General features: G+C 72.0%; 14 protein-coding genes and 1 pseudogene. 7 read left to right on the top strand and 8 right to left on the bottom strand.

Annotated elements, in window-relative coordinates; all coding sequences use genetic code 11:
• Positions 1 to 15: 15 nt before the first annotated feature.
• The 5 genes from ACQPZP_RS34905 to ACQPZP_RS34885 are packed head-to-tail and all read left to right on the top strand — an operon-like array spanning position 16 to position 4,790.
• Positions 16 to 1,179: an acyl-CoA dehydrogenase family protein gene (locus ACQPZP_RS34905; protein WP_433473950.1), complete on the top strand. Its 1,164-nt coding sequence runs from the start codon at positions 16 to 18 to the stop codon at positions 1,177 to 1,179.
• A complete protein-coding gene (locus tag ACQPZP_RS34900) occupies positions 1,176 to 2,108 on the top strand; it encodes a bifunctional MaoC family dehydratase N-terminal/OB-fold nucleic acid binding domain-containing protein (RefSeq protein ID WP_433473949.1) in 933 nt (310 codons plus the stop codon). Before ACQPZP_RS34905 ends, ACQPZP_RS34900 begins: the two co-directional genes overlap by 4 nt.
• Positions 2,108 to 3,178, top strand: coding sequence for an acyl-CoA dehydrogenase family protein (locus tag ACQPZP_RS34895; protein WP_433473948.1), 1,071 nt, complete (start codon positions 2,108 to 2,110; stop codon positions 3,176 to 3,178). The genes ACQPZP_RS34900 and ACQPZP_RS34895 overlap by 1 nt, the downstream gene beginning before the upstream one ends.
• The gene (locus ACQPZP_RS34890; protein ID WP_433473947.1) at positions 3,175 to 3,618 is read left to right on the top strand and encodes a MaoC family dehydratase; all 444 of its coding nucleotides are present in this window, start codon (positions 3,175 to 3,177) and stop codon (positions 3,616 to 3,618) included. The genes ACQPZP_RS34895 and ACQPZP_RS34890 overlap by 4 nt, the downstream gene beginning before the upstream one ends.
• A complete protein-coding gene (locus tag ACQPZP_RS34885) occupies positions 3,615 to 4,790 on the top strand; it encodes a lipid-transfer protein (RefSeq protein ID WP_433473946.1) in 1,176 nt (391 codons plus the stop codon). Before ACQPZP_RS34890 ends, ACQPZP_RS34885 begins: the two co-directional genes overlap by 4 nt.
• Before the next feature lie 6 nt (positions 4,791 to 4,796).
• Here ACQPZP_RS34885 and ACQPZP_RS34880 read toward each other — a convergent pair whose 3' ends face one another.
• Together ACQPZP_RS34880 and ACQPZP_RS34875 are read right to left on the bottom strand one after the other, a co-directional pair.
• Positions 4,797 to 6,617 carry a serine/threonine-protein kinase gene (locus tag ACQPZP_RS34880; RefSeq protein ID WP_433473945.1) on the bottom strand — a complete coding sequence of 607 codons (1,821 nt, stop codon included), beginning with the start codon at positions 6,615 to 6,617 and terminating at the stop codon, positions 4,797 to 4,799.
• A gap of 110 nt (positions 6,618 to 6,727) precedes the next feature.
• Positions 6,728 to 7,852 carry an FAD-dependent oxidoreductase gene (locus ACQPZP_RS34875; protein ID WP_433473944.1) on the bottom strand — a complete coding sequence of 375 codons (1,125 nt, stop codon included), beginning with the start codon at positions 7,850 to 7,852 and terminating at the stop codon, positions 6,728 to 6,730.
• A 69-nt stretch (positions 7,853 to 7,921) separates the two neighbouring features.
• On the opposite strand from ACQPZP_RS34875, the pseudogene ACQPZP_RS34870 reads away from it, so the two are divergent.
• Positions 7,922 to 8,179 (top strand): annotated as a pseudogene (locus ACQPZP_RS34870) (MarR family winged helix-turn-helix transcriptional regulator); the annotation flags it as partial.
• A 21-nt stretch (positions 8,180 to 8,200) separates the two neighbouring features.
• Here the strand turns inward: ACQPZP_RS34870 and ACQPZP_RS34865 are convergent.
• A complete protein-coding gene (locus ACQPZP_RS34865; RefSeq protein ID WP_433473943.1) occupies positions 8,201 to 8,647 on the bottom strand; it encodes a hypothetical protein in 447 nt (148 codons plus the stop codon).
• A gap of 391 nt (positions 8,648 to 9,038) precedes the next feature.
• Between ACQPZP_RS34865 and ACQPZP_RS34860 the strand changes: the two genes are divergently transcribed.
• Positions 9,039 to 10,601 carry a FadD3 family acyl-CoA ligase gene (locus ACQPZP_RS34860; RefSeq protein ID WP_433473942.1) on the top strand — a complete coding sequence of 521 codons (1,563 nt, stop codon included), beginning with the start codon at positions 9,039 to 9,041 and terminating at the stop codon, positions 10,599 to 10,601.
• On the opposite strand, the gene ACQPZP_RS34855 is transcribed toward ACQPZP_RS34860, so the two are convergent.
• From ACQPZP_RS34855 to ACQPZP_RS34835, 5 genes are all read right to left on the bottom strand, one after another.
• Complete coding sequence (locus ACQPZP_RS34855; RefSeq protein WP_433473941.1) at positions 10,585 to 11,484, bottom strand: acyl-CoA dehydrogenase family protein; 900 nt, start codon at positions 11,482 to 11,484, stop codon at positions 10,585 to 10,587. The genes ACQPZP_RS34860 and ACQPZP_RS34855 overlap by 17 nt on opposite strands.
• Positions 11,481 to 12,611 (bottom strand): acyl-CoA dehydrogenase family protein, encoded by a 1,131-nt coding sequence (locus ACQPZP_RS34850; protein WP_433473940.1) that lies wholly within the window; start codon positions 12,609 to 12,611, stop codon positions 11,481 to 11,483. Before ACQPZP_RS34850 ends, ACQPZP_RS34855 begins: the two co-directional genes overlap by 4 nt.
• 104 nt (positions 12,612 to 12,715) lie before the next feature.
• A complete protein-coding gene (locus tag ACQPZP_RS34845) occupies positions 12,716 to 13,912 on the bottom strand; it encodes a HesA/MoeB/ThiF family protein (RefSeq protein WP_433473939.1) in 1,197 nt (398 codons plus the stop codon).
• Entirely contained in the window at positions 13,905 to 14,102 is a 198-nt protein-coding gene (locus ACQPZP_RS34840) for a hypothetical protein (protein ID WP_433463645.1), read from the bottom strand. The genes ACQPZP_RS34845 and ACQPZP_RS34840 overlap by 8 nt, the downstream gene beginning before the upstream one ends.
• Positions 14,103 to 14,131: 29 nt before the next feature.
• Positions 14,132 to 14,581, bottom strand: a complete 450-nt coding sequence (locus ACQPZP_RS34835) for a hypothetical protein (RefSeq protein WP_433463644.1) — start codon at positions 14,579 to 14,581, stop codon at positions 14,132 to 14,134.
• Between the last annotated feature and the right edge of the window lie 9 nt (positions 14,582 to 14,590).

The raw sequence follows: 14,590 nt of genomic DNA, 5'->3' as shown, positions 1-14,590 counted from the left end.
CCAGAAAGGGCAGGTATGGATCTGCGTGAGTCCGAGGCGCACCGCGAGCTGCGCGCGGAACTGAGGGCGTACTTCGCGGGCCTGCTGCCCGCGGACGTCCGGCGCCGCGCCGGCGAGCAGGGCGCGGGCGGCGAACGGTTCCGCGAGATCGTCAAGATGCTCGGCAACGACGGCTGGCTCGGCTACGGCTGGCCGGCCGAGTACGGGGGCCAGGGAAGGTCGGTCGCCGAGCAGTACGTGTTCTTCGACGAGGTGCAGCGCGCCGGGCTGCCGTTCCCGTTCGTCACCGTCAACACGGTCGGCCCGACGCTCATGCGGTTCGGGACGGACGAGCAGAAGAAGCGCTTCCTGCCCGGCATCCTGTCCGGCGACATCGTCTTCGCGATCGGCTACACCGAGCCCGACGCCGGCACCGACCTCGCGTCGCTGCGCACGAAGGCGGTCCGGGACGGCGACCGGTTCGTCATCGACGGCAGCAAGGTCTTCACGAGCGGCGCCAACACCGCCGACCACATCTGGCTGGCGGCCCGGACGAACCCGGACGCGCCGAAGCACAAGGGCATCTCGATCCTCACCGTGCCGACCGACGCCGACGGGTTCTCCTGGAGCCCGATCCGGACGGTCGGCGGGATGGTCGTGACGGCGACGTACTACAACGGCGTCCGGGTGCCCGCGTCGTCGGTCGTCGGGGACGTCGACGGCGGCTGGAGCCTGATCACCACCCAGCTCAACCACGAGCGCATCGGCCTGGCCGCGCTCGGCGGCCGGATGATCCGGCTGTGGGAGGACGTCCGGGACTGGGCCCGCGAGAACGGCGCGCTCGACCTGCCCTGGGTGCGCGCCGACCTCGCCCGGACGCACGCCAGGCTCGAAGCGATGCGGCTGATGAACTGGAAGATGACCATGGCGGTGGAGGCGGGGACGCTGACGGGCGCCCAGGCCGGGGCCGCCAAGTCGTACGGGACGGAGACGCACATCGACGTCCAGCGGACGCTGACCGGCGTGCTCGGCGCCGCCGGGCGGATCCGCCCCGAATCGCCGGGCGCCGTGCTGTACGGGCAGATCGAGCAGCTGTCCCGGCAGGGCATCGTCAACACGTTCGGCGGCGGCGTGAACGAGGTGCTGCGCGACATGGTCGCCGTCCAGGGGCTGGGTCTGCCGAGGTCGAGGCGGTCATGAGCGAATACGAGGCACGTCTTCAGGCGTGGGTCGGACGTCAGGTCGGAGCGCCCCGCGTCGGGCAGGACCCGGTGAACATCCCCATGATCCGGCATTGGGTCGAGGCGATGGAGGACGACAACCCCGTCTACCTGGACGATGCGGCCGCCCGCGCGACCGGGCGCGAGGGCGTCGTGGCGCCCGCGTCGATGATCCAGGCGTGGACGATGCGCGGCTACGCGGCGTCCGTCCGCGAGGACCCGGCCGGCCCGGACGAGCTGACCGACCTGCTCGCCGAGGGCGGATACACCTCCGTGGTCGCCACCGACTCGGAGTTCGAGTTCCACCGCGAGCTGGTGCCGGGCGACCACGTCAGCGTCGAGGAGACCGTCGAGTCGATCTCCCCCGAGAAGAACACCGCCCTCGGCGCCGGACGTTTCGTCAGCACGGTGAAGACGTACCGGGACGCGTCCGGCGAGGTCGTCGCCACGCAGCGCTGGCGGCTTCTCCGCTTCCGTCCCGCCGCGAAGCCCGAGCCGAAGCCGCTGCGGCCGCGGCCCGCGATCAACCTCGACAACGCGTTCTGGTTCGAGGCGGCCCGCGAGCACCGGCTCGTCATCCAGCGCTGCGCCGACTGCAAGTCGCTGCGGCACCCGCCCGGCCCGTGCTGCCCGCAGTGCGGCTCGTTCGACTGGGACACCGTCGAGGCGCAGGGCGAGGGCCACGTCCACAGCTACGTGGTCAACCACCACCCGCGCCATCCCGCCTTCGACTATCCGCTGGTCGTCGCCGTGATCGAGCTGGCCGAGGGCACCCGCCTCATCACGAACATGACCGGGGTCGCGCCGGAGGACGTCGAGATCGGCATGCCCGTCGTCCTCGACTGGATCGACCCGGACCCCGACCTGTCCCTGCCGGCGTTCCGCCCGGCCGAACCCAAGGAGCGCTGATGGACTTCACGCTTGGCGAAGAGTTGGAGACGGTCAGGGACCTTGCCCGGCGGATCTTCACCGACCGGGCCACCCAGGCACGGATCAGGGCCGCCGAGGAGTCCGGGCACGGTTTCGACGAGGGCCTGTGGAAGGAACTGGGCGACACCGGCCTGCTCGGCGTCGCGCTTCCCGAGTCGGCCGGCGGAGCCGGGCTGGGCGTCGCCGGGCTGGCCGTCCTGCTGGAGGAGCAGGGCCGCGTCGTCGCGCCCGTCCCGATCTGGCCGGCCGTCGTCGCGGCCCTGACGCTCGCGTCGCACGGGACGGCTTCGCAGCAGGAGGTCCTCCCGGGCGTCCTGGACGGGACGGTCCGGCTGACCGTCGCGCTGGAGGAGTTCGGCGCCGCGGATCCGGCGTCGCCGGGGTGCGTCGCCGTCCGCGACGGTTCCGGCTGGCTGCTGTCCGGCACGAAGGCCGTCGTTCCGACGCCGTTCGGCACGCGTCATGTCCTGGTCTCGGCCTCCTCGCCGGAAGGGCCCGGCCTCTTCATGGTCGAGACGTCCGCCGGGTCCTGGGAGCGTGCCGAGACCACGAGCCGGGACGCCGCCGGTCATCTCACCCTCGACGGCGCCCCGGCGCAGGCCCTGGGCGACGGCGCTCTGGCCGCGGTGTTGCGGCTCGCCCGCGTCTCCCTGGCGGCCGTCCAGGTCGGCGTGGCCGATGGTGCGCTGCGCATGGCCGCCGACTATCTGGCCGGACGTGAGCAGTTCGGCCGTCCGCTCGCCACGTTCCAGGCCGCCCAGCATCAGCTCGCCGACTGCTACATCGAGATCGACGCGCTCCGCGTCTGCCTCTGGCACGCGCTCTCGCTCATCGCCGCCGGGGAGGACGCCGAGACTGCCGTCCTCGTCGCCAAATGGTGGTCGGACCAGGGCGGGCTGAACGTCGTCCACCGCGTCCAGCACCTGCACGGCGGCATCGGCGTGGACGTCGACTATCCGGTGCACCGCCACTTCCTGTGGGGCAAGCAGATCTCCGGGACGCTCGGCGGCGCCTCCGCCGACCTCGAACTGCTGGGAGCCGCCCTGTGATCACGGGCAGGGGCAAGCGCTTCGAGGACCTGGCGGTGGGCGAGGAGCTCCCCGAGCTGAGCATCCCGCTGACCCGCACGATGATCGTCGCGACGGCCATCGCGAGCCGCGACTACCAGGACGTCCACCACGACCCGTCGCTCGCCGTCGAGCGCGGCTCCAAGGACGTCTTCATGAACATCCTGACGACGAACGGGCTCGTAGACCGCTACGTGACGGAATGGGGCGGGCCGGCCGCCGTGGTGAAGGCCATCAGGATCCGTCTCGGCGCGCCGAACTACCCCGGCGACACGATGGTGCTGACCGGCACGGTCTCGGCCAAGGAGGCCGGGGGCAGGGTCGAGATCAAGGTGCGCGGCGTCAACACCATCGGCCCGCACGTCACCGGCACGGTGGTCCTCCAACTGCCCGTCGTTCAGGAGCAGGGGAGCGGCACATGAGCGTGCTGCCGGGGGCGGCCGCGGTCGCCGGGATCGGCGCCACCGAGTTCTCCAAGGAGTCCGGCCGCAGCGAACTGCGGCTGGCCTGCGAGGCGGTGCTCGCCGCCATCACTGACGCGGGTCTCCAGCCGTCCGACGTGGACGGCATGGTGACCTTCACCGCCGACACCAGCTCGGAGATCCACATCGCCCGCAACCTCGGCATCGGCGAGCTGAGGTTCTTCTCCCGCATCGGGCACGGCGGCGGCGCCGCCTGCGGCACCGTCCAGCAGGCCGCGATGGCCGTTGCGACCGGCGTCGCCGACGTGGTCGTCTGCTACCGCGCGTTCAACGAGCGCTCCGGCACCCGCTACGGTCTCGGCCAGGCGGACCGGCCCGCGGACGTCAGCGCCGACAGCGCCGCCTACGCGTGGATGAATCCGTTCGGGCTCTCCACCCCCGCCCAGTGGGTCGCGATGTTCGCCCGCCGGTACATGTACGAGTACGGCGCCACCAGCGAGGACTTCGGGCGTATCGCCGTCGTCGACCGCAAGCATGCGGCCCGGAACCCGGCCGCGTGGTTCTACGGGCGTCCCATCACGCTGGAGGACCATCAGGCTTCCCGCTGGATCGCCGAGCCGCTCCGCCTCCTGGACTGCTGCCAGGAGAGCGACGGCGGCCAGGCCCTCGTCATCGTGTCCGCCGAACGCGCCCGCGACCTCCCGCACCGTCCCGCGGTGATCTGGGGCGCGGCGCAGGGATCGGGCAACGACCAGCACATGATGACGAGCTATTACCGCTCCGAGATCACCGGCATCCCGGAAATGGGCCTCGTCGGACGGCAGCTGTACGCCCAGTCGCGTCTGACCCCGGCCGACGTCCAGGCCGCAATCCTTTACGACCATTTCACGCCACTGGTGCTGCCGCAGCTCGAAGAACTCGGTTTCTGCCCCAAGGGCGAAGGCAAGGACTTCGTCGCGGACGGCAATCTGGAAATCGGCGGCAGGCTCCCGTTCAACACCCACGGCGGCCAGCTCGGCGAGGCCTATATCCATGGCATGAACGGCATCGCGGAGGCCGTCCGGCTCGTCCGGGGAACGTCGGCGAACCAGCCGGGGGACGTCCACAACGTCCTGGTCACCGCCGGGACCGGCGTCCCGACGAGCGGCCTGGTCCTGGGGGCGGACGAATGATCGGGGTCAGCAGACGACGATGCGGTCCCCGTCGCTCTGGGTGATCGTGCGGCAGCCCGAGGGTTTGCGCGTGGCGGGCGGGGATGACGGGGACGACGGGCCGGGCTGCGCGGACGTCCCGGGCAGGATCGTGATCATCGGCAGGGTCCCCTCGGTGTAGGCGCCCACGGACTGCGGGGACACCGGGCTGCCTTTGATCGTGACCTGGGTGAACACGGGCGGCATGAACGGGCTCACCAGGTAGCGTCCAGGGCGCAGGGCGCCGTTCGGCGGGACGGTCAGCGTGTACGTGTAGGCGAAGTCGGTGAGGCGCCAGCCGCCGGGCGCCTCGCCATGGTTCTCGCGGCCCGGTTTCGTCGCGCTGGGGAACGCCTGGGTGGTGCCGGTGGGCAGCGCTCCCTCGGCGGACGGGGGCACCGGGTAGAACGCGAGCTGCTCCGTCCGCGAAGGGCTGCCGATCATCAGGGTGTGCGCGCCGGGCGGGTTCCTGGACGACGACTTCGCGACGAGCGAGAGCGTCGTCCCCGGCTTCACCCGCGCGGGGGTGACCGTGAACTGGTAGCCGATGCTCGGCCCCTGGGACGTGCCGAACGGCGCGGGGTTGCGGAAGCCTCCCCGGAGGGTGCCGGTCGCCTGGCCTCCGACGGTCGTGGGGGTCGGGGCGGCGCCGGTCCGCGTCCCGCCGTCGGCCGTGTCGGTGGTGTCGGACTCCAACTGGCCCCGCAGCAGCACCCCGGCCGCGACGATGGCGGCGGTGGTCACCGCGGCCGCCGCCGTGACGGCCGTCTTCGTCCCGGCCGCGCGCCGGAGGAATCCGCGGCCGTGCCGTGCCACCGCTTCGCCGGCACCCTGCTGGAGGGAAGCGGTCCCGGGTGCCGCGGGCGCCGTGCCGGATGCCGTGCCAGTGGTGAAGGAGCCCAGCATCGCGACGGGAGCGGCGGCGGCGAACGCGGCGACCGCCATGGCCAGAGCGCCCAGCCCTCGCCGCTCCCAGTCGGGGCCGTAGGCCGCCACGGCGGTGCGCTCCAGTTCCGTGACGAACCGGGTGGCGTCCCACGCGCGCTGCGCCGGGTTCTTGGCCATGCCGCGCGCCACCAGTGGACGCACCGGCTCGGGCACGGCCTGAATCGGGACGGGGGCGTTCAGATGCTGCGCCATGAGCTGCGCCGTGCCGCCGCCCTGGTAAGGCTTCGCGCCGGTGAGGCATTCGAACAGCACGCAGCTCGCGGCGTAGAGGTCGGTGGCGGGGGAGGCGGGGCTGCCCTGCCACTGTTCGGGCGCCATGTAGGCGGGGGTGCCCGCGCGGGAGCTCTGCCCGGACAGGACGGCGATGCCGAAGTCGATGAGCTTGCTGGTGCCGTCCGGCCGGACGACCACGTTGGCCGGTTTGTAGTCCCGGTGCACCACCCCGACCGCGTGGGCCGCGGCCAGCCCCAGCAGCGAACCCTTCAGCACGGCGAGGGCGCTCTCCGGGGGAACGGCCCCGCCGCCCTCCCGGCGCCGCGCGTCCAGCACCTGCCGCAGGGACGCGCCGTCCACGGCCTCCATGACGATCGCGGCGCCCCGCTGCTCCTCCACGTACCGGTAGAGCCGGGCCACGTGCGGGTCGGCGACCCTGGCGAGGGTCTCGGCCTCCCTCCGGAAGACCGCGAGGCTCCGCTCGTCGGCGAGCATCGCCGGCGCCAGGTATTTGATCGCCACCCGGCCTCGCCCGCCCGGCGGGACGGCGAGCACGACGCGGCCCTGGGCGCCCGCTCCGAGTTCGCTGATCTCGCTGAATCCGTCGACCTGCCACCCGTTCACCGGCGCCTCCGGCCCATGCGTCATGCCCCGTTTGGAACGGTAGAGGGAAGGTGCGGAAAAAGCCACAAGATTGGCGTCCGGCGCTATTTCTTGATCATTTGGCGATGAATTCCACTGCCGTCCGGATCGCGTGGTCAGCGGGGTCCGTCGGTGAGCCGGTTGCTGAAGCGGGCGAGGAGCGTGGTCTGGGACGTCTCCGGGAGGTGCCGGCCGATCAGCGGCGGAACGCGCCAGTTGGCGGGGTTGCGCTTGGCCATCCGGGAGACCCGCGAGATGTGCCGGTAGCGGGCCTTTTCGTAGGCGCGCAGCCCCGCGACCGGGTCTCCGCCCTCCCTGCCGAGTTCGCGGCCGAGCACCCACGCGTCCTCAAGGGTCTGATTGGCGCCCTGCCCGAGGGTCGGCGGCATCGTGTGGGCGGCGTCGCCGACCAGGGTGACGCGGCCCTCTCCCCACGCCCGGCGGACCTTGTTCCAGTGGTGCCCGAAGAATTCGAGGTCGTCGTCGGTGGCGGCGGCGAGCACCTCGGAGACGGGGGACGCCCAGTGCCCGAAGCGGCTGCGCAGTTCGTCCAGCGGGGAGGCGGGACGCGGGTCCGCGGGCGACCAGCGGACGTCGAACCACCACTGCAGCAGGCCGCCGCCCGCGGGCATCAGCCCGCACGCGCCCTCCCGCCCGGAGACCATGAGATGGCGGTGCGTGTCGGTGATCTCGATGTCGACCGGGCCGAGGCCCTGCCAGGTGCCGAAGGTCGCCGGCCGGACGCCGCTCTCGCCCCACAGCAGGCGCCGCACCACCGAGTGATGGCCGTCGGCCCCGATGAGCAGGTCCGCGGTGTCGGTCGTCCCGTCGGCGAAGACGGCCGTGACCCCGTCGGCGTCCTGGGTCACGCTCCGGCACTCCATGCCGAACCGGATCAGGTCGTCGGGCAGCCCGGCGGCCAGGCGTTCCAGCAGGTGCCGGCGGGGGATCGCCTGGGTGACGAAGCCGAAGCGCGCGGCGGCGTGGGCGATGTCCTGGCCGATGCGCAGCCGGCCGTCCGGGGTCAGCGACTCGATCCGGTCGATGCGGTTGCCGGCGCCGTCCAGGCTGATGCCGAGATCGTTCAGGACGGCGTTCCCGTTGCTCCAGACGAGCAGCGCCTTGCCGCCCGTCCGCCGGGCGGGGGCCTGCTCGTAGACCCGCACCCGGTGGCCTGCGGCCAGCAGCACCTGCGCGGTGGCCAGGCCGCCCACCCCCGCGCCGATGACGAGGACGTCCATATCGCCTCCAAACTGAAGTGTTCCTGATCGCGGTGCTGCTGCACAACGAGGCGGTCGCCGACCGGCTCGGCGACCCGGCTGGTCGACCGGCTGGAGAAGGCCGGCTACGTGCGGCGGGTGCGCGGCGAGCACGATCGGCGCACGGTCACGGTGGAACTGGTCGAGGGCGGCATGGACGACTACCACTCCGCCTGCGCGGGCTCCAGGCGGCATCTGGACGAGGTCGGCGCCCACTTCGGACCGGAGCAGGCATCCCTGCTGCTCGACATGTTCAACCGCGTCGCCGGGGCGTACCGGGCGGCCACCAGGGAACTGCGGGAGTCCTGAGCGGCCCGGCGGGCGGGATGATCATCGCTGCCGGTTCCGGATGCGGCCCCATGGCTTGGCCACGCCGAGGACGGTCGCGAAGGTCAGCGCCGTCAGCGACACGGCTGGCGGGAAGAACAGGGTCGAGATGAAGTCCGGCTCGGGCGCTCCCGAGGCGAGGGTCCGGCCGTAGTCGCCCACGTCGCCCATGCCCGGCTGCAGAAGGACCAGGATGAGCGTGCACAGGACGAGGTTGAGGACGAGTTTGGTCGCGACCCACCAGTACCGCAGCAGTCCCCACCGCGTGCCGAGCCCCAGCAGCATGCCCGTTACGAGGCAGATGAGCCCGGACGTCAGCATCGGCCACACCACGAACGTAGCCAGCGCCTGGTAGGCGAGGCCGCGCACCTGGTCCGAGGTGCCGAAGCGTCCCGTCAGGACCAGGACCGCCACCATGACGTCGATCCCGATCCACGCGCCGGCGGACACGATGTGAACGATAAGCGTCGCCTTGCGCCACTTCCTGCCCAGGCGAAGGCGAGCGTCCGGCCGGGCACGGACGCGGTCCTGTTCCTGTATCGCCATGTCTCCAGGTCCCTTCTGGACGTCATCCCTCTCAGGACGTGACGATGCTGGGCAGGTTCGGCATGTGTCGTCCCGTGCGCGGCGACACCCCGCGTACCACGCGCGGCGCAGCCGGGCCCGGCCGCTACCACGGGCGGAGTACCGGATCCGGTCGCGGTCCCTGCGCGACCCCTCGAAAGTGAGGGCGCGGGAAAGCAGAATCACAGGGTCATCGACTTTCACGCGACGAGCTGGTCGTACCGCTCACCGGGACCGCGGGGTCTCCGGGCGGTGCGGATCGGGAAGATGGGCTTTCATGAGCGAGCTGACGATTCCGGGGCTGGTGGCGCGGGCCGCGACGGAGTTTCCGGACGCGGAGGCCGTCGTGGACGGCGACGTCCGGGTCACCTATGCCGAGCTGCGCGAACGGGTCCGGGAGGCGGCGGGCGCGTTCATCGGCGCCGGCATCGCGCCGGGGGACCGGATCGCGATCTGGGCGCCCAACGGCCTGCCCTGGATCGTGACCGTGCTCGGCGCCCTGGGCGCGGGCGCGACGCTCGTGCCGCTCAACACGCGCTTCAAGGGCGACGAGGCCCGGTGGCCCCTCGACAGGGCGGGCGTGAAGGTCCTCTTCGTCGAGGACGGCTTCCTCGGCATCGACTATCCCGGCATGCTCGGGCTGGACGGGTCGGGCACCCTCCCTGGATTGCCCGCGCTGGAGACCGTCGTCACGTTCAACGGGACGGCGCGTCCGGGCGTCGTCACCTGGAACGAGTTCCTCTCCAAGGCCGTGCCGGGTGAGGAGGCCGACGCGCGGGCCGCGGCCGTCCGGCCGGACGACATCGCCGACATCCTGTTCACGTCCGGGACGACAGGCAAGCCCAAGGGCGTCATGTGCACGCATGAGCAGAACGTCCGGACGTATGAGGCGTGGACGGGACGCACCGGCGTGCGGGCTGGCGACCGGTACCTCATCGTCAACCCGATGTTCCACTCGTTCGGCTACAAGGCGGGCATGCTGGCGTGCGTGCTGAAGGGCGCCACGATGGTGCTCCAGCGCACGTTCGACGTCCCGGAGACGCTGCGGCTGATCGAGCAGGAGAAGATCACCGTGCTGCCCGGGCCGCCGACGATCTACACCTCGCTGCTGGACGCGCCGGGCAGGGAGGAACGCGACCTTTCGTCTCTGCGGCTGGCCGTGACGGGCGCGGCGGACGTCCCGGTCGCGCTGGTGCGGCGCATCAGGGCCGAACTGTTCCCGCAGGTCGTCACCGCCTACGGGCTGACGGAGTCGTCGGGCACCGTGTCCGCCTGCTCGGTGGACGACGACGACGAGACGATCGCGACCACCTGCGGCAAGGCCATCGCCGACGTCGAGATCGCCATCGTGGGCGAGCAGGGCGAACGGGTCCCGGCGGGCACGGACGGCGAGGTCATGGTCCGCGGCTACAACGTGATGAAGGGCTACCTCGGCGATCCCGAGGAGACCGCGAAGACCATCCGCGACGGATGGCTCGACACCGGCGACCGGGGGCGTCTCGACGAGCGCGGCAACCTCACCATCACCGGGCGGACGAAGGAGATGTTCGTCGTCGGCGGCTTCAACGTCTACCCGGCCGAGGTCGAGGACGTCCTCGCCCGCCACGAGGCCGTCGCCGAATCGGGCGTCGTCGGCGTCCCGGACTCGCGCATGGGAGAGGTCGGGCGCGCCTACGTCCGGCTGCGCCCCGGCAGGACGGCCACGGCGGACGAGCTGGTCGCGCACTGCCGTGAGCGGCTCGCGAACTTCAAGGTCCCCCGGGAGGTCGTCTTCGTGGAAGACCTCCCGAAGACCGCGTCCGGCAAGGTCCGCCGCGTCGACCTCAAAGCGCGGACATGACCCGGGCCCTGTGCTCGGCCACGGACCCCCACGCCGAGTACAGGGCGCGCGCCTTGCGGATCCACAGTGACGGGTCGTACTCGTCGGTGTAGCCGATCGCGCCGTGCACCTGGAGGGCGGTCTTGGCGAGCCCGTAGGACGCCTCGGACGCGGCGACCTTGGCGGCGGACACGTCCCGCGCGAAGTCCGGCGTCCCGTACGACAGCGCCGCCCCGTACAGCAGCGGGCGGGCGAACTCCAGCTCGACCATCGCGTTCGCCAGGTGGTGCTTGACCGCCTGGTACTCGCCGATCGGACGGCCGAACTGCTGCCGCGTCCTGGCGTACTCGACGGACACGTCCAGCAGCGCCTGTCCGAGCCCGACCTGCTGGGCCGCGCAGAGCAGCACACCGAGGTCGGTGCGGCCGGACGCGCCGCCGACGCGGAACAGCCGCCGCGCCGGGTCGAGCGACGCGACCGCCTCGCCGGCCTGCCGCTCGGTCCCGTCCGCGGTCAGGACGAGGTCGGCGACGTCGGCGTCCAGCGCGTACGGGACGGCCAGCGAAACGATCGCCTCCCCCTCGGCGATACGCGAAGCCCATGGCGAATCGCCCAGCAATTCAGCGGCGGCGAGCGTCTCCACGTAGGGCCCGGGCGCGGCGGCGCGGCCGAGCTCCTCCATCGCGACGACCAGCTCGACGGGAAGCAGCCCGGCGCCGCCCGACTCCTCCGGGACGGCCACCGCGAACACCCCGGCCTCGGCGACGGACGACCACAGCGCCCGCCCGGGCCCGGTGTCCCCGGCGGCCCAGGCCCGGACGATCTTCGCGGTTCCCGCGTCGGCCAGCAGCCCGCGCAGCGACTCGCGGAACATCCGCTGCTCGGCGGAGAGAACGAACTTCACCGCGACCCCCTCGGCAGGCCGAGCAGCCGCTCGGCGATCACGTTGCGCTGGATCTCGTTGGTGCCCGCGTAGATCGGGCCCGCGAGCGAGAACACGTAGTTCTCCAGCCACTCCGACTCCAGCTCGCCGTCCGGGCCGAGCAGGTCGAGCGCGGTCTCGTGCAGCGCGACGTCCAGCTCCGACCAGAAGACCTTGTTGAGGCTGGACTCCGCGCCGATGTCGTCGTCCCGCGAGATCGTCTCGAACCCCTTGAGCCGGTAGGCCCGCGACCTGATCCAGGCGTCCGCGACCCGGTCCCGCAGCGCCGTGCCGGAGGTGTCGGCGCGCTCCTTCCACAGCGCGACGAGCCGCTCGGCCGCCGCCGTGAACCGTCCGGGGGAGCGCAGCGTGAGCCCGCGCTCGTTGCCGGCCGTGGCCATCGCGACCCGCCAGCCCTCGCCCGGTGCGCCGATGACGTCCTCGTCCGGGACGAAGACCCTGTCGAGGAACAGTTCGGCGAACGCGGGCTTGCCGTCCAGCCGCCCGATCGGGCGGACGGTCACCCCCTCCGCGTCCAGCGGGAACATCAGGTAGGTCAGCCCCTTGTGGCGGGACTCTTCGGGATCGGACCGGAACAGCCCGAACCCCCGGTCGGCGAACGCCGCCCGCGAGCTCCAGGTCTTCTGCCCGTCGAGCAGCCAGCCGCCGTCCGTCCGCGTGGCCGTGGACCGCAGCGCCGCGAGATCGCTGCCCGCTCCCGGCTCCGACCACGCCTGCGCCCAGATCACCTCGCCGGCCGCCATCGGCGGCAGGATCCGGGCGAGCTGCTCCGGCGTCCCGTGCTTCATCAGCGTCGGAGCCAGCAGGTTGATGCCGTTCTGGCTGACCCGTCCCGGTGCGCCCGCCGCGTAGTACTCCTCCTCGAAGACGAGCCACCGCAGCACGGAGACGCCGCGCCCGCCGTACTCCTCGGGCCACGACACCACCCCCAGCCGTGCCGCGCCGAGCGTCCGCTCCCACTCCCGGTGGGCCGCGAAGCCCTCCTCGGTCTCCAGCGACGGCAGCGGCTCCGCCGGGACGTGCTCGCGCAGCCACGCCCGCACCTCGGCGCGGAACTCCTCGTCCGCCGCCCCGAACTCAAGATCCATGCCCGACCTCTTTCTAACAACTGTTTGGTAGAGTAACGCCTCCCGGCTCCTCTACCCGCGCGCCCTCCCGTCCAGTGAGATCTCCGGAACGCCGATCGCCGTGCTCAGCCCGCGAACGCGGCGGCGTCCTCCTCGCCGACCTCGCCGGGAGCGGCGCAGACGGCGCAGTCGTCCAGCGGATGGAGCAGCGCGCCGTACCAGCGCAGGACGCTCTGCTCGTCGATGGAGACCCCCAGCGGCCGCAGGCCCGCGTGCCCGAACTCCCGCCGGTTGATCCACTGGTGGATCGGCGCGACGAGGTCGGCCGCGAGCGGGGCGAAGGTGGGCGACTCCCCGCCGAGCAGCTCCAGCAGCGCGAGTTTGGCCATGTGCAGGGCGATCGGGACGATGTCGGACGACAAGCCGGGCTGCGGGGCCACCTGCCGGTCGGTGTAGGAGACCTGCGCCGCGTCGCCGTCACTGCTGATCTCGTTGTCGCCGGCCTGGGCCGGCAGCGCCTGCACGAAACACTGGTAGCAGGGCGTCAGCCCGGGGATCACGCGCTGCACGATGCCGCCGTACGCGCGGCGGTAGACGCCGCCGAGGATCAGCGGCAGGTCCTCCTCGACGCAGAGGCGGTTGACCAGCAGGCGGCTCTCCCGGTTGTCGGTCGCGCAGACGACGAGGTCGGCGTCCACCTGGCGCAGCAGGTCGCGCAGTTCGTGCCGGGTCGTACCGCTGATCCGCAGATCGCTGGTGTGCACGCGGGCGGCGGGATGGTGGTCGCGGACGAGGTCGCGCATGGCGTTGGCCTTGAGCCGGCCGACGTCGGAGAGTCCGCACTCGTGCCGCGAGACGTTGCCGACCTCCAGCCGGTCATGGTCGAGGAGGAGGAAGCGGCCCACTCCCGCCCTGGCCAGTTCCCGGGCGATGAAGCTCCCGCCTGAACCGAGACCGAGGACGGCCACCGACCTGCGGCTCAGCACGTCGGTCTCCAGGATGCCCTGGACCCGCTCCATCGCGTCGGCCTCGGCGGGGACGCACATCGTCCCGATCCGCTCGCCGAGCGTCCCGGTCGTGATCCGGTGCGCGCGCACGCCGGGACCGTCCGGCCAGCAGACGATCAGCGCCCCCGGCTCCGTGAGGTCCCGGCCGTCCTGCGGCTCCTCGGGCAGTGCGAGGACGTCATGGCCCGCCGTCCCGTCGACGACACCGAGGTCGCCCCGGTCGCGCAGGGTGAGCGCGAGCCGGACGGGGGCGTGCCCGGCCATGGCGGCGCCGGCGCCCGTGAACACCAGTTGCCGCGGCCACCGGTCACCCACGGCCGAACGCCTTCATGTCCTCGACGTCGAACTGCGGGATGTCGTCGCCGAGCCGCTCGCCGACCGACCGGACCTCGAACTTGCCGGTCTGAGGGTTCTGCACGAGCCGCTTCCCGGCCGGCGGGCGGCCGCCCTGCTTGCGCGTCTCTTCCATGAACTGCCGGATGTCGTCGTGCTTGTCACTGGCCATGGGGGCTCCCGTGGTGTCGATCGTGGCCGTCAGGCGTCCAGGAGGAAGTTCTGCAGGGGCTGCCCGTCCTGCAGATGGCACTCGTAGGCGAAGATCCACAGCTCCGCCTTGCGGATGACCTTGAGCATCGAGTGGGCGGCCGACCACCGCGTGGGCTGGTAGGTGCAGATCTTCGGCCAGCCGGGCCGGTCGGACTTCCACACGTGCATGGCGTGGCTGGTCCCGTACGACTCGATGGTCCTGGTCCCGGTCCGGTCCATGAGCGGGCTCGGGGACACGATGTAGGTGCTCGGGCACTCGTCCGGATACCCGGGAGGCACGTCGATCCGCACGCCGTAGACGCGGTCGGTGTTGCTCGTCCAGTACCCGGAGACATAGGTCTTGCCGAGCGTGTCGTAGAAGCTGAACGACGGGCAGTACTCACGCAGGCCCGCGCGTTCGTGGGCGAGCCGCATCTGCTGGTAGCCGTCCCAGGCCAAGGTGTTCTC

Source organism: Spirillospora sp. CA-142024, assembly GCF_050942325.1.
Lineage (GTDB): Bacteria > Actinomycetota > Actinomycetes > Streptosporangiales > Streptosporangiaceae > Spirillospora.
This window is presented reverse-complemented; position numbering and strand designations above follow the sequence as displayed.

Excerpts from the sequence above, each read along its gene's own strand:
- ACQPZP_RS34905 (WP_433473950.1), top strand. The coding sequence starts at position 16 with ATGGATCTGCGTGAGTCCGAGGCGCACCGCGAGCTGCGCGCGGAACTG.
- ACQPZP_RS34900 (WP_433473949.1), top strand. The coding sequence starts at position 1,176 with ATGAGCGAATACGAGGCACGTCTTCAGGCGTGGGTCGGACGTCAGGTC.
- ACQPZP_RS34895 (WP_433473948.1), top strand. The coding sequence starts at position 2,108 with ATGGACTTCACGCTTGGCGAAGAGTTGGAGACGGTCAGGGACCTTGCC.
- ACQPZP_RS34885 (WP_433473946.1), top strand. The coding sequence starts at position 3,615 with ATGAGCGTGCTGCCGGGGGCGGCCGCGGTCGCCGGGATCGGCGCCACC.
- ACQPZP_RS34880 (WP_433473945.1), bottom strand. The coding sequence starts at position 6,617 with ATGACGCATGGGCCGGAGGCGCCGGTGAACGGGTGGCAGGTCGACGGA.
- ACQPZP_RS34875 (WP_433473944.1), bottom strand. The coding sequence starts at position 7,852 with ATGGACGTCCTCGTCATCGGCGCGGGGGTGGGCGGCCTGGCCACCGCG.
- ACQPZP_RS34860 (WP_433473942.1), top strand. The coding sequence starts at position 9,039 with ATGAGCGAGCTGACGATTCCGGGGCTGGTGGCGCGGGCCGCGACGGAG.
- ACQPZP_RS34850 (WP_433473940.1), bottom strand. The coding sequence starts at position 12,611 with ATGGATCTTGAGTTCGGGGCGGCGGACGAGGAGTTCCGCGCCGAGGTG.
- ACQPZP_RS34840 (WP_433463645.1), bottom strand. The coding sequence starts at position 14,102 with ATGGCCAGTGACAAGCACGACGACATCCGGCAGTTCATGGAAGAGACG.